This is a genomic window from Methylosinus sp. (assembly GCF_036560965.1).
Taxonomy (GTDB): Bacteria; Pseudomonadota; Alphaproteobacteria; order Rhizobiales; family Beijerinckiaceae; genus Methylosinus.
This window is the reverse complement of the sequence record NZ_DATBQF010000038.1, coordinates 1-20,897: the sequence shown is the minus strand read 5'-3', so window position 1 is coordinate 20,897 and position 20,897 is coordinate 1. Positions and strand designations below refer to the sequence as shown.

The window sequence follows — 20,897 nt, the reverse complement described above, 5'->3', positions numbered from 1 at the left end:
CGCTTCGGGTAAAGGAGACGCGATCGCCGGGCGAGCCGGCGACGCGAACAATGCTACGACATGACGACGCGCGTCCCGACCGAACACCATGCGCCGAGGCGTAATTTCGATCACGCGCCATCCTTCGATCTCGTCATCTCTCCGCAAGCTGCGCATTCGAGTCGGCGGCCCGGTCTTTACGAGCGCTCGCGCGCCCGATTGATCGGTCACGATGCCCATCAGCGTGAGCCGCGGAGGCTCCGGCGGCGAAGGCGGCGTCTCGACGGGCGGCGCTGAGATCCGAGGCGGAGGCGGACGTCGACTTGCCGAAAACAAAGGCCGCCGCAGCGTCTCCGTCAGCGGCCCAGATTCGAGGCGCGCCAAAGGATCGGGTCTGACGCGTTCCTCCCCCTCTTGGGCGCCGGCGGCGCTGCAAGCGGCGACAAGCAAGACGATAGAGAGCAGAAAGCCCCTCATATCTGCGCCCTCCGCCAAAGAGCGCGCAGATCCAGCGTGACGCGCAAGAGCGGCTGCTCTGCGCCGCTCTGGCCGCCGCGTTGCGGCGAAACCGAGAGCCCGTCCACGAACACATACGGCGCGCCCGTCTCGAGCTCGTAGAGTAGAGCCTGCAAGGCCGCGAGCCCGATATCGAATGTCGCCCGCAGCCGCACGACGTCGGGCGTGTCGTCTCGCGTCGTCGGCTGCGCGGCAGAGGTCGTGACGCTCGCATGCTGCGCGCCGACGAGCTTGGTGAGGTGGGCTTGCAGCAGAGCGCTCGCCTGCCCCTGCGTCGGCGCGGCGAGAAAGGCCGCCGCCGGCGCGATCGCGGCCTTGCCGTTGGCCGCGCCGCCGCGGCGCTGCGCCGCTTCCACCTGCGCGAGAATGGAGCGCCGCTGCGCCGCCTCGTCGGCGGCCGCGCTCCAGGAGCCGAGGCTGGAGGCCGCGGCGACGCCCCAGAACACGACGAGCAGCGCGAGCGCGCCGAGCGCGAGGCTCTGTTCGCGATCGAGCTCGAAATCAAAGTCGAGCTGCATGGGTCATTTTCCCTTTTTCGAGGCGGGGGCGAGCTGCGCCTCGATGCCGAAGCGAAACAGCCTGCCGTCCGGCGCGCGCGTCGTCGGGGCCGAAAAATGCGCGTCGAAGAAGCGTCCACTCTTTTCCAGCGCGTCGATGAGCGGTGGGGCGTCGTCGGCGAGGCCCGAGATGCGCAGCTTGCCGCTCTCCAGAGCGAGGCTCTCGAGAAAAGCGCCGTCCGGTATCGCGCGCGACAGAGCGTCGATCAGAGCGACGGCGGGCGTCGAGGCTTCTTTCCAGATCCAGGCGCGCTCCGGCGGCGGCAGAGCGGCCACGATGGCGGGGTTTTTGCCGGCGTCGGCGCGCTTTTGCAGCGCATGGGCGCGCGCCGCGAGTGTTGCCGCCTCGTCTCGAAGCGCTTCCGCGGAGAACGCCGCCGCCACGACGATCAGCGCGCAGAGCGTGACATAGGCGCCTATGCCGCCGCCGACGAAAAGCCGCAAGCGTCGGCTCTGCGCCGCATCGCTCTGCGCCGCGCTTTTCGACCAGAAGACCAAGGGCTCCCCGGACGCCTCGGCGACCCCGACGACGCGATCGACCGAAAGGCCCATATCGGCGAGCTCGGCGCGCGCGCCGTCGACATCGGCTTTCCGTGCGATCAGCACGCACACGGTCAAACGGCCGGCGTCGGCAGGCGCCGCTTTGTGGCCGTGCAGTATCTGGCCGACGGGCCAAGGAGAGAGCCGCTCGAGCTGATTGGCGACGACGCCGGCCAGAAAATCGCGCGCTTGCGTCGGCAGCGCCAGAGTGCGCGTGACGGTTCTCTCCTGTGGCCATTCGAGCACGACGCAGCCGCCGCGCGCGCGGCTCAGGACCTCCGCCGGCGGCGCGCCGCCGATGGGCGTGGCGGCGAGGAGCGGCGCGTCGGGATTGGCGCCGGCGCGAAACAGAATCTCGTCGCCCGAGCGCGTCACGCGCAACATGTTGCGATTGCGCCGCGCGGCGCCGAGGTGCAGGACGAGGCCGCCGAGAATATCCAGCCAGCGGAGGAGAAGGTCGAGCTGCGGCATTCATTCCCCCTGCGAATAGGCCGTCGGCCGGGGCGATTGGCGAAAGGCGAGAATGCGAAACGGCTCGCTGTCCTTGGGCAGCGCGACGATGATCGCCTCGGCCTCGGAGGCGAAGCCGTCGGCGATCGCGACCGCGATCTCGAGCCGTGCGACGCTGTGATCCGCCGGTTTCGCGTAGCGCGCCGCGGGTCCGAGAATTTGCTCGCTCGCCTGCGCCTCGAGCCGTCCCGCCGCCCGCGCCGCCAGCAGGCGCTGAATGCGCGCCTCTGTCATTTGCGGCAGAAGGCGCAGCGTTTCGGCCGACGCCGTCGCGGCGTTCACCGCCTCCTCGCCGAAGACGGTGACGAAAGGCGCCACGAGGCGCGCATATTCGGTCGGAATGCCGGGAATCTGCGCCAATTGGTCGACATTGGTGAAGATCTGCTCGAAATGGCGCTTTTCGGAGGATTCGGGCTTTTGCGCCGGCTTCGGGCCTGCCGCTTCGACCGGCTGGCGCCAGCGCGCGATGGCCTGCGCCGCGGCCTGGGCATCCGGCGCGCCGAGGCCGGCGAGCAGAGAGGCGAGCGTTTCGACCGGGGCCTTGTTGATGTCGATGCGGCCGAGCTCGTCGCTCATCCGCACGCGTCCGCCGCCGCTTCGCAGGGAAAAGCGCGTCTCGACCGGAAGCAGGTGGCGGCCGCGGTATTTCATCAGCAGATCGGCGCCGACCTCGACGCCAGCGGCGATCAGCGCCTCCGCCTGCACGCGGTCGCGATCGACCGCCAGCAGCCCCGAGAACCCGCGCAGGCTCGTCGAGGCCGCCATGGCGAGCGCCGAGAGCAATGCGATCGTCCACAAGACGGCGACGAGGACGACGCCCCGACGCGAGCGGATGCGGCGCGGGCTCCTCACGTCGGCGCCCGCGGCGACGGCGGCGTCTCCGGCGCTTTCTTTGCCGTCGGAAGACATTGCGCATTGGCGCTCGCGCAAGCGGCCGGCGCGTCGGCGCGCAGCAGGAGCTCCGCCCCCGGAGACAGGCGCTCGCCGGTCTCCGGATCGCGCAGATCGAGGCGAAAGAGCCGCGGCAGCTCGCTTTCCCCGCGCCAAATGTCGGTCCAGCGCGCAACGCCTTTTTCGACCCGGGCATAGGCGAAGGAGATGTCGAAGCGTCCCTCCAGCAGCACGACATCGTCGCGAGCCTGCCCCGCGTCGAGCCCGGCGCGCGGACCGAGCCATGGCGCGCGCCGACGGACGAGGCGCGCGCCCTCGCCCGCGGGCTCGACGGAAAGCGTGACGATCTCCTCCAGCGCCGCCTGCGCGCCGATGGAGCTGGCGGTCACGAAGACGAGCCTCTTGCCGTCGCCCTCGAAAGCGACCGACGCGGGCGGCTCGCCCTGCTTCTTGCCCGGCGACGGCGGCGGCGCTGGCCGCGGCAGGGCGCGGGCCGGCTCGAGCGTGACATAGCTCGCCGCGCCGATATCGCGCGAAAGACGCTCCATCGCGAGGGCGAAACGCTCGGCGTCATTCACGCCGCGCGCACCGTGGTCGAAATGAGCGGCCACATGATGGGTGAGCGCCGCCGCCCCGACGATGATCGACGACGCCACGGCGAGCGCGGCGAGCGTCTCGACGAGGGTGAAGCCGGCGCGGCGTCCTGTCTCTGCCCTGCTTCGCAATATCCGCCCTCCCGTCTGAGACGCATCCGATCCAGCTGGATCGGATGGCGCTCTTGCTTTGTTTCTTTGGCGCGAATTCTGTTCGATCGAACGAGTCCATTCGATTGGAAAGCGCTCTATGGCGCGAGCGCGAGGCGGATCGTCTCCGCCACCATGGATTGACCGCCGGAGCCCCAAGCGACGCGCGCCTCCACGCGATAGGCCGACCATTTGCGCGCATCGGCAGCCTCCTTCGGCGCCGGCGACGCATCTTCGAAAGCCGGCGCCTCGAGAAAAATCGGCTCGGCGGCGACCCGCCAGCGAAAGCCGCCGCTCTCCCCCTCGCGCGTTTCGAGAGCGCCGGCGCGGTCGAACGGGGCCTGAATGAGCGAGCGCAGCAGCTGCGCGGCGACCACCCGCCCCTTGCCCTTGGCGAGCGCGCCGCGCGCGTGAAACAGCAGAGGGCCGAGCGCGGCGGAGAAGGCGGTCAGCAGGGCGAGCGCGACCAGCGCCTCGATGAGCGTGAAGCCCGCGCGGCGGGAGGGTCGGTCACGGCGCATCGATGGACACCCTTCCGTCGAACCAGTCGACGCGCACCTCGTAGCGCGCGCGCTCCTTGGCGAAGGCGAGGACCGCTCCGCTGGCGGCGCCATCCGGCTCGAAACGCGCGACCGCCCGCAGAGCGCCATTCGATCCCTCGGCGGCGAGGAGATCGAGCGACACATCCTGCGGCACGGCGACCTTGCCGCCGCTCTCGCCGATCAGCACCCGCGCCGAGACGTCGAGCGCGACATGACGCGGATGGCCGCTCAACATGGCGCCGAGCCGCTCCCGCCGCAGCAGCGCGGCCGCCTCGAGCGCGATCGCTTTCACGGTCGGTCGGCCAGAACCGAAGGTCCATGTGACGACGAGAGCGGAGATCAGCGCGACGATCATCATCACCGCCATCATTTCGACGAGCGTGAAGCCGGCGCGGCGACGAGAGCGCCCTCCGATCCCGTTGGGTCGGATGGCGGTCTCGCTTTGCTTCTTTGGCGCGAATTCTGATCGATCGAACGAATCCGTTCGTTCGGAAAGCGCTCTAAGGTTCGACATTGGAGATATCCGCCGCCGCGCCGACGCCGCCCTCCTGCCCGTCCGAGCCGAGCGAGACGATTTCATAAGGCGGAACATGATCGACAGGAAAGCGATAGCTATAGGGCTTGCCCCAAGGGTCATTGGGCACGCGGCCGCCCTTCACATAGGGGCCGTTCCAAATGTCCACGTCGCTCGGGCGCTGCGCCAGCGCGGCGAGCCCCTCGGAGGACGAGGGATAGCGTCCGACGTCTATGTAGAAGAGATCGAGCGCCGACGCGAAGCTCTCTATCTGCAAATGCGCCGTCTTCACGCGGGATTCGCCGAGATAATTGAGCACGCGCGGGCCGACGAGGCCGAGGATCAGGCTGATGATGGTGAGCACCACCAGCATTTCGACGAGCGTGTAGCCGGCGCGCATTCCACGACGGATACGACGGAGGCCCCGGTGCGATATGCAGGAGACTGTCATTGGGCAAGGTCCGTTATGCTGAGAAGCGCGCTCATGATCGAAGTGACGAGAGCGCCGACGAGAATGCTGACGACGACGATCGCGGCCGGGCCGATCGCGCCCATGAGCCGATCGAGTCCGGCGCCGAGCCGATGCTCGTAGAATTGCGTCGCATGGCCCGCGATGGAGGGCAGATCGCCGGTCTCCTCTCCGATCCGCAACATGCGGACGGCGAGCGGCGGCAGCAGCCGCGTTTCGGCGAGCGCGTCGGAGAAGCGGCGCCCACTGCGCACCTGCTCGTGAATCTTGTCGATCGCCGCGACCGATCGTGGCTCGACGACGACGTCGCGCAGGATTTTCAATGTCGCCGGCAATGGCACGCCATTGCCGAGAAGCAGGCCGAGCGCGCCGATGACGCGCGTCGTGCGCCAATCCTGCATGGGGCCGGCCACGCCCGGGACGCGTCCGAGAGCGGCGATTGCCGCGGCGCGCGCGCCGGGCCGCGAGAAGACGAAAAACAGCGCGAGCGCGAGCGCTGCGCATGTGGCGAGAAAAGCATAGAGATTGGCGTGCAGCCAGGCGGAGGCGGCGAGCACGAAGGCGACGCCGCCATTTAGACGATTGCCGAGATCGTGAAACACCGGCTCGAATTGCGGCACGACATAAAGCAGAAAGAAAAACAGGACGAGCAGCGCCGCGCCGATGAGAAACAGCGGGTAGCGAATGGCCGAGCCGACGCGCTCGGAGAGCAGCTCTCGCCGCACACGATCCTCGACGATCGCGCCGAGCACGGCCTGCAGCTTTCCCGAGGCTTCGCCGGCGCGCGCCATGGCGACATAGGCGGGGTCGACGATATGCGGGTGTCGCTCCAGCGCCTCGGCGAAGCTGTCGCCGGAGGAGATCATCGAGCGCAGCCCGGTCGCGAAGCGCTGAATCGGCTTGCTCGTATCCTCCGCCAGCGTCTGCAGAGCCGAGTCCAGCGTGAGGCCGGCGCCGACGAGCACCGCCAATTGCCGCAAGAAGATCGTCACATCGCGCGACGGCGCCCGCCCGCCGGCGGCCGACGCCGCGCCGAGCGTCTTTCTGGACGCGACCTCGGCCTCGATCGGCAGATGGCCGAGATATTCGATACGGCGCAGCACTTCCTCGCGCGTCGCCGCCTCGACCTCGCCGGCGACCATTTCTCCTGTCTGCGTCACGGCTCGATAGCGGAACTGCGGCATGATCTCAAAGACTCATGGTGACACGGAAAATTTCGTCGATCGTCGTCAGGCCGCCGCGGCATTTGGCGACGCCGTCCTCCGTCATCGACGTCATGCCTTCGCTTTTCGCGACCCTCTCCAATTCATGAGCATCGACCTTCGGCCCGATGGCGGCGCGCAACGCGGCGGAGGCCTCTATGATTTCGAAGACGCCACGGCGACCGCGAAATCCGGTGAAATTGCACCATTCGCAACCCTTCGGACGATAGAGCGTCTCGCCTTCTGCAAAGCCGAGCGAAGAGTAACGCGCGTCTGTCTCGAGATCGTCTCGCGTCAGGCGATGCGCCTCCTTGCAATCCGGGCACAATATGCGCACGAGGCGCTGGCCGACGACAGCGCGGACGCAGGAGGCGAGCAGAAAGCTCTCGACGTCCATGTCGATGAGGCGCGTGATCGCGCCCGCCGCCGTGTTGGTGTGCAGAGTGGTCAGCACCAAATGGCCGGTGAGCGCCGCGTGAACGCCGATATGCGCCGTCTCCGCGTCGCGCATCTCGCCGACCATGATCACATCCGGATCTTGACGCAGAAACGAACGCAGCGCCGTCGCGAAAGTGAGGCCTATGCCCGGATGAACCTGCATCTGATTGACGCCCGGAATTTGATATTCGACCGGATCCTCGACGGTGAGGATCTTGCGCGTCGGCTCGTTGATCTCGGATAGCGATGCGGCGAGCGTCGTCGTCTTGCCGGAGCCGGTCGGCCCGGTGACGATGATCATGCCGAAAGGCGCCTGCAGAGCGCGGCGCAATATTTCGCCGTCGCGCTGCGCGAGGCCGAGCTCGCTCAGCGCGACGACGCCGGCGCCTTTGCGCAGCAGGCGCACGACCGCGCCCTCGCCGTAGAGATTGGGCGAGGTCGCGACGCGCAGATCGATCTCCGCGCCGCCGACGACGATGCGCGCCCGCCCGTCCTGCGGCAGGCGGCGCTCGGTGATATTGAGGCCGGCCATGATTTTGAGGCGCGACAGCAGTCCCTTGGCCATGCTCTGCTGCGGCGCGGGCATGGGCTTCAACAGTCCGTCGACTCTTATGCGCACCTGCAGCGCCCCGGCGAAAGGCTCGATGTGGAGATCGGTCGCGCGCTGCTCGACGGCGAGACGCAGCAGATCGTCGAGCGCGCGCACGATCGGCGCGCCACGCGCGAGATCGCGAAGATCGTCGAGATCGTCGGACGCGGCTTCGGCGCTCGCCGTATCCGCGGCCTCCGATTTCGTCTGCTGCACGGAGCCGAGCGCAGCCTCTATCTCCTCCGCCGTCGCGACAGCGATGCGCGCGCGCCGTCCGAGCGCCGTCTCCACCGCCGAACGCATCTCCTCCTCGACAGGCGCGGCGATGGTGAGAACCAGCTCGTCGTCCTGGACAAAGGGAAAAAGGCGCCCCTCCTTGAGAAAGCGCGGCGACAAAAGCGCGCCGCCGAACGCCCCGCCCGCGAGGCCGCCGCGGGCCACGCGCTCGCAGCCGTAGAATTCCGCGAGCTCGTCGGCGAAGGCGGAGGGCGCTAGAGTCACCACGCTCGTCCAATCGAATTGCGCTGAAGCCTCACCGCCAATGGCGCGCCGCACGGCTTCCAACGCCTCGCCCTCGCGCAAAGCGCCTTTGCGCGCGAGATAATCCAAGAACGCTTCGCGGGACATCGAATTCACGATCGCCGGCCCATATAGAATTCTTGCTTAAACGTTATATGGTATTTATACATAGCGATGCCGAGACGCAAGCGAATTGTCGGCGCGAATCTTGCTCGTGGGGATTTGGCTGCGCGTTTCTCGGAGCTCGTCTCGATATGTGAATGCTCTATAGTTGCTGTGTCGGAGTGTGTAGAGTGATTGGTGATTTCCTTTTTGGGACGGCACATCCCAGGACCTATCTGCTTCTTATCGCGCTCATGTTGCAGGCCTGCTCTTCCACCGAGCAATTGATGGGGGTCGGTCCGGGAGACAGCGTCGATGTCGCCCGGAGCAAGGATTTCTCCGCCCATTTCCCCACGACGAATGCGGGGAGCTCGATCCTCGACAAGTCCGTCGTGAGACCGATGCTCTTTCCTGGCGCGGCGGACGCTTCTCCGAAACGCTCGTCCAGCGAGCCGCCGACCGAGCTCGGCGTGACTTCGCATGGCGGCGAAATCGAGATGAATTTCGAACAGGCGGAAATTCAGACGGTCGCCAAAGCGCTGCTCGGCGATGCGCTCGGCCTCGACTTTGCCGTCGACCCCCGCGTCCATGGCGGGATCACCCTCGTCTCCGCAGGCCCGATCCCCAAAAAAGATGTGCTGCCGACATTCGAAAATGCGATCCGCATGTTCAACGCCGCGCTCCTCCGCGAGGGTCGGGTCGTTCGCATCGTTCCGCTACCGGAGGCGAATGGCGCAGGGTCGATAACGATCGGGTCTACGCAGCCGGGCTATGGCGTCACAATCATCCCGCTCCGTTACACATCCGCCGTGACGCTCGCCAAGACGGCCGAGAATTTTCTCGCTCGCGGGGGCGCTATTCGAGCGGATGCGTCGCGCAATCTTCTTCTGGTTCAGGGCACTTCGACCGAGCGCCACGCCGTCGTCGACATGGCCTCGAGCTTCGACGCCGAATGGTTGCGCAATCGTTCCGTCGGCATATATCCGTTGAAATCCACCTCGGCCGACAACATCATCCGCGAGCTCGAGCGAATATTCGACACCGGCGAAAACGGCCAAGGCGCTGGAACAATCTCCTTTCAAGCGATGCCCCGGATCAATGCCGTTCTCATCGTGACTCGCAATCGCCAGCTTCTCGAGCGTGCGGCCCTCTGGCTGCGGAGGCTGGATCGATCCGATGTGAGCGGATCGACTGTGCGCGTCTATCAGCTCGCCAATGGCAATGCGACGCGCGTCGCGAAAATCCTGAACGAGATATTCGTCGGCAAGGGCGCGGGTCAAGCGACCGATTCTGCTGCGAGCCAGCTCGCGCCCGGAACCAGCGCCGCGCAGACCAAGCTAGACCAGCTATCGACCGGCAGCAGCTTCTCGGGAAACGCGAGCGCGTCGGCGAGCGGATCGCAGAGCGGCGCGAACGGCCAACAGACCGGCGCGGGCTCCGGCGGAGGCAATCAGATCGCGGCGGCCTTCAGCAATTTCGCCGAGCAGAAGAACGCAGACAACGATGAAAAAAACAATGCCGCCGGCGCCTCCGGCTCGTTGCCCAAGGGCGTATTCCAAAACGTGCGCATCACGGCCGACAGCGCCAACAATTCCATCGTCGTCTACTCGAGCCAAGACGACTATCTCGTCATCGAGCGGTCGCTGCGCGCGCTCGATAAGCCGCAGATGCAAGTCTCGATCGAAGCGACTGTCGCGGAAGTGACGCTGAACGACGATCTGCAATATGGCGTGCAATATTATCTCGGCAACGCTTCGAGATCCAATGGCTCATTGACCAACGCGACGACCGCCGCCGCCGCGACCTCGTCGTCTAGCTCGTCCTCCACGACGGACGTCGTATCGAACCTCGTCCTTCAACGCGTGTTGCCGGGATTCAATCTACTGCTGGGCCCGGAGGCTCAGCCGCACGTCGTGTTGAACGCGTTGACAACGCTGACCAGCGTCAAGGTCCTGTCCTCGCCCTCGCTCGTCGTATCGGACAATCAACCGGCGCTGCTGCAAGTGGGCCAACAGGTCCCGATTTCGACAGGATCGGCGACGGTGCTGTCGACCTCCAACACGATCGTCAACTCGATTCAAATGCGCGACACCGGCGTCATTCTAAAGGTCTGGCCGCATGTGCACGCCAATGGCGTCGTTCAGCTCGAGGTCGAGCAGGAAATTTCCAATCCTGTGAATTCGAGTCTGACCCCGACGATCTCACAACGGCGCGTGCATTCGACGGTGTCGGTCGCGAGCGGGCAGACAGTGCTGCTCGGCGGCCTCATCAGCGAGCAGGAGAACAACACCAAGGACGGCGTTCCGGGCCTCCGGCAGCTCACCTATCTCGGCGATCTGTTCGGCAGCACGACCCGGAACAAGGACCGTTCGGAAATCATCATTTTCATCAAGCCGCGCATTATTCGCGACTCTCTCGACGCGCAAGGAGTTGCCGAGGAGTTCCGTTCGCGCCTCGATATGATGCGTAGCGCGCCTATCGTCGTCACGGGCAACGACACGACACGAGTTCGCAAGTGAGCCGTCCCTTCTCATGGTCGAAGTCAAGCGCTTCCACGCCATTCGGTCCTGCAATGTTCGGCGTCACTCCTCTTCCATCATTTCTTCGAGTCGGCGACAGCTCATCGGATATGACACATGCCGGCGGACGCCCCGCAGGATCACGTCGCGTTCAAAATGGCTGCCCTTGAAAAATCGATCATTGGATTATTCCGCCTGCCCCACGTCCGGCGATCAGAACGACGATCGGCATTTGCACGCGCTCTTTGAGGCGCCCTCGCTGCGGACCGATAGGTCGGAAGCCGCCGTAACGCATCGGTCAAAGGGACAGCAGAAAGGCGATCAGCGCCTGCCGTTCGTTTTTGGGAAGCGCGGAATAGGCGCTCCGCGCCGCCTCGGCCTCGCCGCCATGCCAGAGTATGGCTTCCTCGAGCGAGCGCGCGCGACCGTCATGCAGAAAGAGGCTGTGCTCATTGACGATATGCGTCAGTCCAAGGCCCCATAGCGGCGCCGTGCGCCATTGCCGGCCGCTGGCGCGAAAGTCGGGGCGACCGTCGGCGAGACCCTCGCCCATGTCGTGCAGCAGGAGATCGGTGTAGGGCGCGATCGTCTGCGCCGGCAGGGTTTTGGGATAGCGAGGATGCGCCTCTGTCCGCAGGCTCGGGACATGACAAACGCCGCAGCCCGCGGAAATGAATTGCTTCTCTCCACGCAGGATCTGCGGATCGGCGGCGTCGCGTCGCTCCGGCGGGGCGAGATGAGCGTTGTAGAAATCGATGTCGGCGAGGCGGTCGGACGACAGCTCCGGCCGGTTTTTCGATTTCGGCGCGTCGCGGCAGGCCTGTTGCGGCTCGGCGCATTGATCCTCGGGAAAGAGCTCGGTGGTGACGCCGAGATCGCCGATGAAAGCTTCGGCGATCTGCTGCTTCAAATTGGGGCTGTTCGCCTTCCAGCCGAAGCGACCTGAAGTCGTTTGGCCGGAAATCACGTCATGGACCTCGTTCAGAACGCCGTGAACGCCATGCGCCGGCTGCTCGGCCGCGATCTGCTTCAGAGCCGCCACGGGGACGGCCTCGAGCAATCCGTCGCCGAAAACGGCGGGCGCGACGCGCGGCGAGACGAGCGCTCCGTCGATCGGCCCATAGGCGAGATCGACGAATTCGATATGCGGTCGGCGCAGGGAAACGACGGCGCCGTCGGCGAGTGTCGTCGTCGTCTCCTCCCATGATATGGCGGCGCGCCCTTCTCCGGGCACGCCGGGCGCGCCTTCCTCGTTCAGCTGTCCGCCATAGGCCGGATGCGGCTTCGGCGCGCCATGCGGCGCCTCTCCGGGCACGGAGAGCCGAACCAGCATGGACAACATGCGGTCGTTCGGCCCGTCGGGCGGACGACCGCGACCGTTTTTCTGATGGCAGGCGGCGCAGGAGATTCGGTTGAACAGCGGCCCGAGCCCGGAGGCCTCGCCGCCGGCGGGCGGAAAGGCCCAGGAGCGCATGAATTCGATGCGGCCGCGGTAGAAAATCTCTTCGGCCGCCTCGTCTAGTCCGGCGACGGGATGGGTGAAGGCCTCACGCGGAAATTCTTGCGCTCGCGCCGCGGCGCTCTGCGCGGCGACGAAGGCGGCGAGGACCAGAACGGCGAGCCGCATCATGCTTTGGCCGCGTCGAGCAGACGCATCGCGCGCGCCTGATTGTCGCGCCAGGCGGCGCGCCATTTTTCGACATGGGGCTTGGCCGCCTCCGGAATGGCGAGGCCATTCGGCTGGCCGGGAATGACTTGCGCCTGTTCGGGAGGGGAGGCGCGTCCGGCGCCGTCCTGCGGTCCGGTCCCGGGGCTGGCGGCTTCGGCGCGGCGGGGTGGACGAAAGGCGCTCGCCAACGCCTCGTCCATCCAGAAATCCGCGGCGACGGGCGCCTCCTCCAGCGCGCGCCGCGCATCGGCGACGAGGGCGCTGCGGCCAGCGGCCTCCGCCGCATGCACGCGGCCCCAGAGCGTCTCCAGCAGCGCTTTGTCTTGCGTCAGGCCGGCAAAGAGCGCCGCCAAAGCCGTGGAGCGGCCTGCGGCGTCATCGGTCGGCTGATAGGCGATTTGTCCGGCCGCCTGCGCGGCGAAGGGATCGAATTGGCTCGCGCCCAGCGTCGCATAGACCTCGGGCCGAACCGGTAAACGGGGCAGGTCGCTCTTGGGAAGCTGCGCCTGTCCCTCGGCGGAGAGAACATAGCTTGCGAAGGCGCGGGCGCCGTCCACATCGGCCGATTTTTTCAGAAGGCCGATATAGCCGGCGTTCACGATTGCGCCATGCTTGGGATAGACACGCTCCATCGGTTGCCGGAAGCGCTGTTCCGCGTTGGGCACGGTGTCTATGTGCAGCGCCACGGGCTGGCGGCCGGAGATCACCTCGTCGCGCAGACCCTTTTGCATCAGCACGGCGTTGCCGGCGATGGCGGAGAGCAGGGCCCAGCCACCCTCCCAGCCGAAGGATCGCGTGGCGACGTCGAGCAATTGGCTGCCGAAGCGCACGGTCCAGGGATCGGACATTGCGAGCTTGCCCGCGTAGGCGGGGCCGGCCAGGACCGGCCAGTCCTCCGGCCAGGGGAGGTTCTGCGCCTTTATCGCCCGGCTGTTGACGAAAAAGCCGAAGGCCGTCAGCTGCGAGGCGTGGAAGAGATCGCCTTCGCCCTCCAGCGGCAGCGCGCCGATGGCGGCGGGGAGCCCGTCCTTCGGCAGGCCGAGTGGCTGCATGAAGCTCTGCTTCGCCATATCGGCCAGATGATTGTGCGGCGCGGCCTGCCACCAGACATCCGGGCTCGGATTGGAGGCGTCGCGCAAATATCGCATCGCATCCGGCGGCATGAGCCAGACGAATTTCAGCCTGTATTGCGGATAGGCCCTCTCGAAGCCTTTCTCGAACAGGGACAGCGTGTCGTCATTGTGATTGGTCAGCACGGTGACGGGCCGCCGTTCGTCGGCGGCGTGGCCCGCGCCCGGCAGCAGCGCGGCGGCGGCTCCGGCTCCAAAGCTTTCGAGGAAGCCGCGGCGGGAGGGAAGCGAAACTGTCGTCATGGCTCGGCGGCCTCCAATTCGGGCCGGCGCGACGCCGGCTTTCTCGTTGCTCGCATGCGGGGAAGCTCGCCTGCTCGACGCTGGCGAGAGGCCCTCCTATTCGAAGTGATAGTTGACGCCGGCGCGCACGATATGGCCGGCGAGACGCGACGACGAGATCACCGCCGATGCATAGAGGCCCGGATTGCCGGCCGCGGTGAGATTGTAGCCGCCCATGTTCCCATAGGCGCCCTGATTGCCGAGGTCGTAGCGGATATATTCCAGCTTGGCGCTCCAGTTCTGCTGGAACATCCATTCGCCGCCGGCGCCCGCGGCCCATCCGACGCGGATCGAAGAGGAGCCGATGGTTCCGCTATTCGGCGCGAAGGACGCAGAGGCGGAGACCTGCGTCAAGGAGGTCGAGAAGCCGCCTTCGCCATAGGCGAGACCCGCGGTGAGATAGGGCAGCAGCGTCGGCGTCACGAGATAGCCGATGCGTCCGCGCGCCGTGCCGAGATAGGATAGGCTCTTTGTCGCCTTGGTCGATGTCACGACAGTCGCGCCGGTGACAGGCTCGGTCGCCGAGCGCAACGCGGAGCCCGACGCGCTCGCCCCCGCCACCCCCTGCAGATCGGCCTCGAAGCCGCCAATCACCTCGGGACGCAAGCGCCAATTGTAGCCGAGCTGCGCGCCGCCGAGCCCGCCGCCGATTCCCATCGGGATCGTGCTCGCGGCGCTGGAGGCGCTCGCGCGGCCGAAGAAGGTCGCCGGGCGCGCGGCACCCGCGCCCTTGTCGTCGCCGCCGTCGCCGAGGATGGTGGAGGTGCCGGGAACCGTGTTGACCCCATGGCCGTCGCCGAAGACGCCGCCGACGTTGAGGCCGGCGTAGAGCCCGCTCCAGGGAGACGGCTGGTCGGCGGCCGCGGCCAGCCACGCCATGCCCGGAAGCGGCGCAGGCGAGGAATGCTCGCCCCAGGAGAGCTTCAGCTCCGAGCCCCAGACCGCGCCCCAGGCCTTATAGGTGTAGATCGACTCGTAGCGCTTGTTGGTGATGTTGCGGCCGTAGAAGCTGAGCCGCGCGTCCCAATCCATGAGCTGGAAATTATAGGCGATGTTCGCGTCGAGCGTCGTGTAGTTGCCGACCTGGTGATAGAGGCCGTCGGCGGCGAAGCCATTGGACCAGTACATGGAGACATGGTTGAGGGCGACCGTGCCGGTGAACCGATCCCAGGCCTGGGTGAGCGCGAAGTTGATCTGCGTTCTGGGAGTCTGGAAGCGATAGGGGTTCAACCAGTCATAGGTTCCCTGCGAGTGGCTGTAGGCCTCGGTCAGCCGGGTGTAGCTGCTGCGATAGGTCGTCTTGCCGAGAATATCGTCCTGCAGCAGCACGCCGGCGGCGACAGCCTCTATTCCCTTGCGCGAGGTGTCGCCCTGCGTCCAGACGGTGACATTATTGCCGTTCAGTGTGACGGTGCGCGAAGGCTGCTTGTTGTTTTGAATCTCGGTGTCGAAATAGGTCACCTCCGGCATGAACCAGCGGAAGACCGGGATCTTGACGCTTGCTTCGTATTTGTCCTGCTTCTCCGGCTGCAGAGTGACATTGGTGTCCGCGATAATGCCGGACATGTCGCTCTGCTCGGTATGCGAATAGCGGCCGCTGAAGGACACATTGGCGAGGCCCTCGAGCGGATTGACGGCGCCGAGAGGAGCGCCGATTTCTCCGAGCCCCCATCCTTGCAACGGCTTCACCGTGGCGCCGCCCGCATAATTCACCGCGAGCGGGAAGCCGCGGTTGTAGAAATATTTCGTCGTTCCGCCCTGATCGACGCCGACGTAATCGAAATGATTGTCGAGCCGGAAGCTCGCGTCGAGGATGAGGCGATCCGCGAGCAGCTTCTGCTCGAAATTGCCATAGCCGCTGAGCGTATCCTCCTTGCGCGCATAACCCGCGTAATTGGTCTGTCCGCTGGGGCTCGACCAGTTCACATATTGCAGGCCGAGCTGCGCCAGCGTGCCGTCATAGGTGAAGCTGTGCCGCGCGTTGATCTGGCCTGTGTACCCCGTCTCATTGGCGACCGTCACATTGGGAGAGGTGAAGGAGGCGAGATAGTTGCTGTCCTGGGTCCGCGTATAGGCGAGCGTGAGCAGGCTGACATTGCGCTCGTCCCAGCGGAACGTCGAATTCCAGGAGAGGAATGTCGATTCGATCGGCGAGTAGCCCCATTTCTGCGCGAGCGTGCTCGCCGTTTGCTCCCCGAAGGTTCCCTGCTGAAAGCCATAGCGCGTGCTCGACTGAAACAAGGTCCAGCTCGTGTCGAGCGGGCCGGCGGTGAAGCCGCCTTTGAGCAGGCCGACGACAGTGTCGTTCCAATTGGAGCGGTTCGCCGGCCCGTCGTCGGAGCTCTTCTGGATGAAGCCGGAGATGAAGGCTGGAATCTCACCGGGCTTTCTGCCGAATACATAGCCGCCATAGGCGCTGCCGAGCACGCCGCCATAGGTCTGCACGGCGGTGCGCAGGCCCATTTCGGTCTCCTGCGGCGTATGTGTGCGCACGACGACGAAGCCGCTGTTCAACGCGCCCGAGGAGGAGCCGAAGTCGACGAGCGGGCCGAGCGTCAGCGCCGAAGCATCGCGCACGACATCGACCTGATCGAGCGCCGACACGGGCAGCGACTGCATCATCAGCCCGGCGGTCTGGGCGCTCACATAGGCGCCGTCGACGATGAAGCCGAAGTTGCCGTCGCCGCGGAATTTCAGATTATTCGGGAATTTGCGGCCCTGATAGGTGACGAGAATGCTCGTTGCGTTGCGCAGCAGGCCGAACACGTCCTGCGGGTTCAGCTCCTCTATGTCTTGCCGCGTGAATGTCTGAGTATGCGACCGGCTGCTGGTGGCGACGCGCGCCGCGTTCGCCACATTGTCGGGCTGGAGATCCGGCCGGGCGAGCTGCGGCGCCGGCGGAGCGTTTGTCGCGCGGGCCGGCGCGGCGTCCGTCGAGGCGCCGATTTCGATGCTCGGGAGCATCTCCTGCGCGGCCGCCGGATAGGCGAAGGCGAAAACGGCGGCGATAGACGGCTGGAGTACAGAGGAGGATTTGCGCGTCGACCGCGCATTGCTTCGAGCAGGCATATCTCGCCGATGTTTGTGAGCGGCTGGTCGCCGCTCGCGATTACGGATTCAACGGCGGAGGGTCAAGCCGTTATAAAGTCACAGTATATAGAGACTCGCTCGGCGCCAAGGCGATGCTGAAGGCAGACATGCCGTTTTTGTAATCAGCGGACGCCGATGGAGCGACGCGAGGAACGCCTGATCTATCGGTTCACGCGCGAGGAAAACGGGCTCACTCTGCGCCGCTACTGGACCAGCTCCTGCGGCGCTTGCGCGATCAAGTCTCAAAGCACGCCTAGCACCCAGCGGCGAGTCGCTCGCTGGGAGCACGAGCGCCTTCTCGAAGCCGAGCAACGCCGAGCTGTCGAAGTCGTCGCGGTCAGCGCACCCAGATCGAGCTCGTCGACGAAAACATCGATTGCACGAACGGGATTGTTCTCGCCGATCAATCATCCAGGCACTTCGGAAAAAGCGCGCTCTGCCCCCGATCCGCCCCTTCGACAAAGCACTTCATGAGATCTCGCGGCAAATCCCCGGAAAAGCATGGTATCAAAGGCGTTTTCACACAGCCGGGGGTGCCGTCGGCCATTCAGGTGTGGATTGTCGAAGCGGACGGGAGGGCCGAGGCGGGAAACGGCTCATCGATTCTTGCGAGAGGGACGCACGGGACGGCGTTTTTGTATTCAGAATATTACGGAAACCGCCGTGCATGTCGGCAGTCGAATGATGTCCGATAATGTGCAGGCGGAACAGCAATGGTCGAGTTTCGAGAGCCCGCTCCCGTTTGGCGCACCGAACCATCCCTATTCGGGCGCGATGCGACGAAAGGCCTCGAATTCGCCGGCAAAGCCAAAAAGCATTGCCATTTTGAAGACACATCGGAGGACAGGCGGGCGTCGCGGAGAGGTCCCATGAGACCCGTAGACATCGAAAGTGTGCAATGGCTGTCGACTCGAGTTCTCGACTCGGCCGCTATGAGGGTCTGTCGGCCGGTTCGATTTGCCCGCCGCCTCGTCGCGGATTCCAACGTTCGGACCGATGTGTCGCATCGCGCTGGCTCGAGGGCCATTAGGATTCGGTTAACTCAATTCAACTTGCAAAGAATTGAGAATCGGCCTCTATTCGCAGACGGAAATTTGCCGTTTAACGCTTAGGAACCGTTTTCTGTGATGAGCAAACTGGACGCCCTGCCCTATTCGGCACCGGAGAGCGCTCTTCAGCGAATGAGCCGCCATGCGAGAGTCTTGTCGGGGCAGATGCAGGCGTTGAGCGCCACGCTGTTTCCGCCGGCAGCGCGAAAAACGCTACGTTCCTTCTCGTCGGGGGAGGTTGCGCGCTTTCTCGGCGTGTCGGACGGCTATCTCCGGCAATTGTCGCTCGACGGACTCGGCCCGACGCCTGCAATGACGGGCGGCGGCCGACGATCCTACACGCCTGCCCAGGTCGGTGAACTGCGCGTCTATCTCGCCGGTGCGCGGCCGAAGGAGGCGATCGGCTTTTTGCCGCATCGGCGTCCTGGCGATAAATTGCAGGTCATCGCTGTCGCTAATTTCAAGGGAGGTTCGGCCAAGACCACGACCTCGCTATATCTCGCCCAGTTTCTAGCGCTCGAGGGCTATCGGGTGCTGGCCATCGACCTCGATCCACAGGCCTCGCTCTCGGCCATGTTCGGCTATCAGCCGGAGTTCGACATCGGCGAGGGGGAGACGCTCTATGGCGCGATTCGCTATGACGAGGCGCGCCGGCCGATGCGGGAAGTGGTGCGGCCGACCTATTTCGCGGGAGTTTCGCTGGTTCCCGGCAATCTCGAGCTCATGGAATTCGAGCATCACACACCGCGCGCCATGGCGGAGCGGTCGCTGCGGGGCGGCGATCTGTTTTTTCGCCGGGTCGGCGGCGTGATCGCCGAGGTCGCCGACGATTTCGACGTTGTCGTGATCGATTGTCCACCGCAGCTCGGCTATCTCACGATGGGCGCGCTGAATGCGGCGACCGCCATGCTCGTGACCATTCATCCGCAGATGGTGGATGTCGCCTCGATGAATCAATTTCTGCTCATGACGTCGGACGTCATGACGGTCATCGAGGAGGCGGGCGGCCAGCTGGATTACGACTTCATCCGATACGTCGTGACCCGGCACGACCCCAATGATGTGCCGGAAACTCAGATCGTCGCTCTGCTGCGCAATCTCTTCGACGAGGATGTGCTGGGCGCGACGGTGTGGAAGTCGACGGCGATCGCCAATGCCGGGCTCACCAAGCAATCGCTCTACGAACTCGAAAGGGGTTCGGTAGGCCGCGCTGCTTTCGAGCGCGGGCTCGAATCGGTCAACGGCGTCAATCGCGAAATCCTCGGCCTCATGGAGAAGGTCTGGCGTCGATGAGCAAGCGCACGGATACGATTCGATCCCTCTTCGCGCAGTCCCCTGCCCCGATGTTGTCTGCTGACAACAATCGGGAGCCGCGTCGCGTCGCGGCGGGGGCGGTGCGCTCGATGAAGGAGACCTTTTCCGACATAGAGCGGGAAAACGAAACGCTGCGGGCGCGTATCGCCACTGGCGAGCAGGTGGTCGATGTCGACCCCGGCTTGGTCGACCCCTCCCCTTTCGCTGATCGCTTCCCGCAGGAGGAGGACGCCTCCTTCGAGGCGCTGAAACAATCGATCGGCGATCGTGGGCAGGAAGTCCCCGTCTTGCTGCGTGTCAACCCCTCCCTGCCCGATCGCTATCAGACGGCCTTCGGTCATCGTCGCATTCGCGCCGCGCTCCAGCTCGGCCGTCCGGTGAAAGCGATTATTCGAGCGCTCGGGGATGATGATCTCGTCATTGCGCAGGGCGTCGAAAATTCGGCGCGCGAGGATTTGAGCTTCATCGAGCGTGCGGTCTTCGCCTGGCGGCTGGAGAGCGCTGGGCGCAGTCGCTCGGTCATTCAGCAGGCGCTCGCGATCGACAGGGCCGAGGCTTCCAAGCTGATATCGGTCGCCAAGGCGGTGCCGGATGATGTCGTTCGAGCGATCGGAAAGGCCCCGAGGATCGGCCGGGGCCGTTGGCAGGAATTCGCCGAATTGTTGCGTGATGCTCCGGCGCTGAAGCGGGCGCGGGCGGCGACCGTCCTCCCCGCCTTCTCGTCGTTCGATGGCGACGCGCGTTTCGCGCGGGCGCTCGCCGCTGCGAAGCGGGCCGAGGCGGAGCCGCGGCCTGCCCGCCCGATCATTGAGATCAAGAACTCCGCGGGGCAATCGGTCGCGGAAATTCGCGCCTCCGAGCGCGATGTCAGAGTGACGCTGGCAAAAGCGGATGGAAGCGCATTTGCGCAGTTCCTCGCCGCTCGCCTGCCCGAATTGCTCGAGGAATATCGTTCCTACGACGCCGGCGACGGCGGAACGAAAGGCGTGTGAGAGTCGGCGAGAGGAGAACCCAGCAAAAGAAAAAGGCCCCCGAAACGATCACGCCCCGGAAGCCCTTCTCAATGTGTAGCAACTGAGAGAATCACACTTCCGCAAATCGCTGTCAAGCATTTTGGCGCCGTTTCGGCGAGCGGATTTCTTTTGCCTGAACGAGGCAAAGGATCATGCAGACACGTCCAACGACGCCATTCGGGCGGCGGCCGCTGTCGCTTGCCATGGTGGCGAGCCAGACCGCGACCGAAAATTTCGCCGCAAAGCAGGGCGCATCCGAAACAGTCGTCCATAAATGGCGGCTGTTTCGCGCGCTCACCGAAGCCAAAGAGCCGCTCGGCGTCACCGAGCGCGCGCTATCCGTCTTGCACGCGCTGCTGAGCTTTCACCAGGAGACGGCGCTCTCATTGCCCGGGAATGACGCGCGATCCGAGGAAGCGGCCGGAGCCGCCGGCGGCATCGTCGTGTTTCCCTCGAACAAAGAACTGTCGATCCGCGCCCATGGCATGGCGGCGGCGACGCTACGGCGGCATCTCGCCTGTCTGGTCGACGCCGGACTGATCATCCGCCGCGATTCGCCGAACGGCAAACGCTTCGCCCGGAAAGGGCAGGGGGGCGCGATAGCGGACGCTTTCGGCTTCGACCTCGCGCCGCTCGTGGCGCGCTCGAGCGAAATCGAGAACCTCGCCGAGGAGGTGCGGGCAGAAAACCGCGCGATCGCGCTGCTGCGGGAAAAGATCA

General features: G+C 65.4%; 16 protein-coding genes and 1 pseudogene. 5 read left to right on the top strand and 12 right to left on the bottom strand.

Annotated features, from left to right (window positions below; translation table 11 throughout):
- Positions 1–452 precede the first annotated feature (452 nt).
- The 9 genes from gspM to VIF40_RS11025 form a co-directional block, all read right to left on the bottom strand.
- Positions 453–1,013 (bottom strand): type II secretion system protein GspM, encoded by a 561-nt coding sequence (gspM, locus tag VIF40_RS11065; protein ID WP_331937571.1) that lies wholly within the window; start codon positions 1,011–1,013, stop codon positions 453–455.
- Between the two features lie 3 nt (positions 1,014–1,016).
- On the bottom strand, positions 1,017–2,063 hold the full coding sequence (locus VIF40_RS11060) for a PilN domain-containing protein (protein WP_331937570.1): 1,047 nt from the start codon (positions 2,061–2,063) through the stop codon (positions 1,017–1,019).
- A complete protein-coding gene (locus tag VIF40_RS11055) occupies positions 2,064–3,011 on the bottom strand; it encodes a hypothetical protein (protein WP_331937569.1) in 948 nt (315 codons plus the stop codon).
- Positions 2,951–3,718: a prepilin-type N-terminal cleavage/methylation domain-containing protein gene (locus tag VIF40_RS11050; protein ID WP_331937568.1), complete on the bottom strand. Its 768-nt coding sequence runs from the start codon at positions 3,716–3,718 to the stop codon at positions 2,951–2,953. The genes VIF40_RS11055 and VIF40_RS11050 overlap by 61 nt, the downstream gene beginning before the upstream one ends.
- A gap of 116 nt (positions 3,719–3,834) precedes the next feature.
- Positions 3,835–4,257 carry a prepilin-type N-terminal cleavage/methylation domain-containing protein gene (locus VIF40_RS11045; RefSeq protein ID WP_331937567.1) on the bottom strand — a complete coding sequence of 141 codons (423 nt, stop codon included), beginning with the start codon at positions 4,255–4,257 and terminating at the stop codon, positions 3,835–3,837.
- A complete protein-coding gene (locus tag VIF40_RS11040; protein WP_331937578.1) occupies positions 4,247–4,693 on the bottom strand; it encodes a prepilin-type N-terminal cleavage/methylation domain-containing protein in 447 nt (148 codons plus the stop codon). Before VIF40_RS11040 ends, VIF40_RS11045 begins: the two co-directional genes overlap by 11 nt.
- Before the next feature lie 85 nt (positions 4,694–4,778).
- Positions 4,779–5,192 (bottom strand): type II secretion system major pseudopilin GspG, encoded by a 414-nt coding sequence (gene gspG / locus VIF40_RS11035; RefSeq protein ID WP_331937566.1) that lies wholly within the window; start codon positions 5,190–5,192, stop codon positions 4,779–4,781.
- A gap of 47 nt (positions 5,193–5,239) precedes the next feature.
- Positions 5,240–6,445 carry a type II secretion system F family protein gene (locus VIF40_RS11030; protein WP_331937565.1) on the bottom strand — a complete coding sequence of 402 codons (1,206 nt, stop codon included), beginning with the start codon at positions 6,443–6,445 and terminating at the stop codon, positions 5,240–5,242.
- A gap of 4 nt (positions 6,446–6,449) precedes the next feature.
- Positions 6,450–8,117, bottom strand: a complete 1,668-nt coding sequence (locus VIF40_RS11025; protein WP_331937564.1) for a GspE/PulE family protein — start codon at positions 8,115–8,117, stop codon at positions 6,450–6,452.
- A 464-nt stretch (positions 8,118–8,581) separates the two neighbouring features.
- On the opposite strand from VIF40_RS11025, the gene gspD reads away from it, so the two are divergent.
- The gene (gene gspD, locus VIF40_RS11020) at positions 8,582–10,630 is read left to right on the top strand and encodes a type II secretion system secretin GspD (protein ID WP_331937563.1); all 2,049 of its coding nucleotides are present in this window, start codon (positions 8,582–8,584) and stop codon (positions 10,628–10,630) included.
- Positions 10,631–10,928: 298 nt separating this feature from the next.
- Here the strand turns inward: gspD and VIF40_RS11015 are convergent, their stop codons facing one another.
- From VIF40_RS11015 to VIF40_RS11005, 3 genes are all read right to left on the bottom strand, one after another.
- Positions 10,929–12,260 carry a di-heme oxidoredictase family protein gene (locus VIF40_RS11015; RefSeq protein ID WP_331937562.1) on the bottom strand — a complete coding sequence of 444 codons (1,332 nt, stop codon included), beginning with the start codon at positions 12,258–12,260 and terminating at the stop codon, positions 10,929–10,931.
- Entirely contained in the window at positions 12,257–13,672 is a 1,416-nt protein-coding gene (locus VIF40_RS11010; protein WP_331937561.1) for an ABC transporter substrate-binding protein, read from the bottom strand. The genes VIF40_RS11015 and VIF40_RS11010 overlap by 4 nt, the downstream gene beginning before the upstream one ends.
- A 96-nt stretch (positions 13,673–13,768) precedes the next feature.
- The gene (locus VIF40_RS11005) at positions 13,769–16,675 is read right to left on the bottom strand and encodes a TonB-dependent receptor plug domain-containing protein (RefSeq protein WP_331937560.1); all 2,907 of its coding nucleotides are present in this window, start codon (positions 16,673–16,675) and stop codon (positions 13,769–13,771) included.
- A 276-nt stretch (positions 16,676–16,951) separates the two neighbouring features.
- Here VIF40_RS11005 and VIF40_RS11000 point away from each other — a divergent pair.
- From VIF40_RS11000 to repC, 4 genes and pseudogenes are all read left to right on the top strand, one after another.
- Positions 16,952–17,119 (top strand): annotated as a pseudogene (locus VIF40_RS11000) (IS5/IS1182 family transposase); the annotation flags it as partial.
- A gap of 809 nt (positions 17,120–17,928) precedes the next feature.
- Entirely contained in the window at positions 17,929–19,143 is a 1,215-nt protein-coding gene (gene repA / locus VIF40_RS10995; RefSeq protein WP_331937559.1) for a plasmid partitioning protein RepA, read from the top strand.
- A complete protein-coding gene (repB, locus tag VIF40_RS10990; protein ID WP_331937558.1) occupies positions 19,140–20,156 on the top strand; it encodes a plasmid partitioning protein RepB in 1,017 nt (338 codons plus the stop codon). Before repA ends, repB begins: the two co-directional genes overlap by 4 nt.
- Before the next feature lie 173 nt (positions 20,157–20,329).
- Positions 20,330–20,897, top strand: a 568-nt coding sequence (gene repC / locus VIF40_RS10985) for a plasmid replication protein RepC (RefSeq protein WP_331937557.1), incomplete at its 3' end; no start/stop codon positions are given.

Bases quoted from the DNA above. Each gene is read 5' to 3' on its own strand.
- VIF40_RS11005 (WP_331937560.1), bottom strand. From the start codon at position 16,675: ATGCTCCCGAGCATCGAAATCGGCGCCTCGACGGACGCCGCGCCGGCC.
- VIF40_RS11055 (WP_331937569.1), bottom strand. From the start codon at position 3,011: ATGTCTTCCGACGGCAAAGAAAGCGCCGGAGACGCCGCCGTCGCCGCG.
- gspM (WP_331937571.1), bottom strand. From the start codon at position 1,013: ATGCAGCTCGACTTTGATTTCGAGCTCGATCGCGAACAGAGCCTCGCG.
- VIF40_RS11010 (WP_331937561.1), bottom strand. From the start codon at position 13,672: ATGACGACAGTTTCGCTTCCCTCCCGCCGCGGCTTCCTCGAAAGCTTT.
- repA (WP_331937559.1), top strand. From the start codon at position 17,929: ATGAGCAAACTGGACGCCCTGCCCTATTCGGCACCGGAGAGCGCTCTT.
- gspG (WP_331937566.1), bottom strand. From the start codon at position 5,192: ATGCGCGCCGGCTACACGCTCGTCGAAATGCTGGTGGTGCTCACCATC.
- VIF40_RS11025 (WP_331937564.1), bottom strand. From the start codon at position 8,117: ATGTCCCGCGAAGCGTTCTTGGATTATCTCGCGCGCAAAGGCGCTTTG.
- VIF40_RS11060 (WP_331937570.1), bottom strand. From the start codon at position 2,063: ATGCCGCAGCTCGACCTTCTCCTCCGCTGGCTGGATATTCTCGGCGGC.
- VIF40_RS11030 (WP_331937565.1), bottom strand. From the start codon at position 6,445: ATGCCGCAGTTCCGCTATCGAGCCGTGACGCAGACAGGAGAAATGGTC.
- repB (WP_331937558.1), top strand. From the start codon at position 19,140: ATGAGCAAGCGCACGGATACGATTCGATCCCTCTTCGCGCAGTCCCCT.
- VIF40_RS11045 (WP_331937567.1), bottom strand. From the start codon at position 4,257: ATGCGCCGTGACCGACCCTCCCGCCGCGCGGGCTTCACGCTCATCGAG.
- VIF40_RS11015 (WP_331937562.1), bottom strand. From the start codon at position 12,260: ATGATGCGGCTCGCCGTTCTGGTCCTCGCCGCCTTCGTCGCCGCGCAG.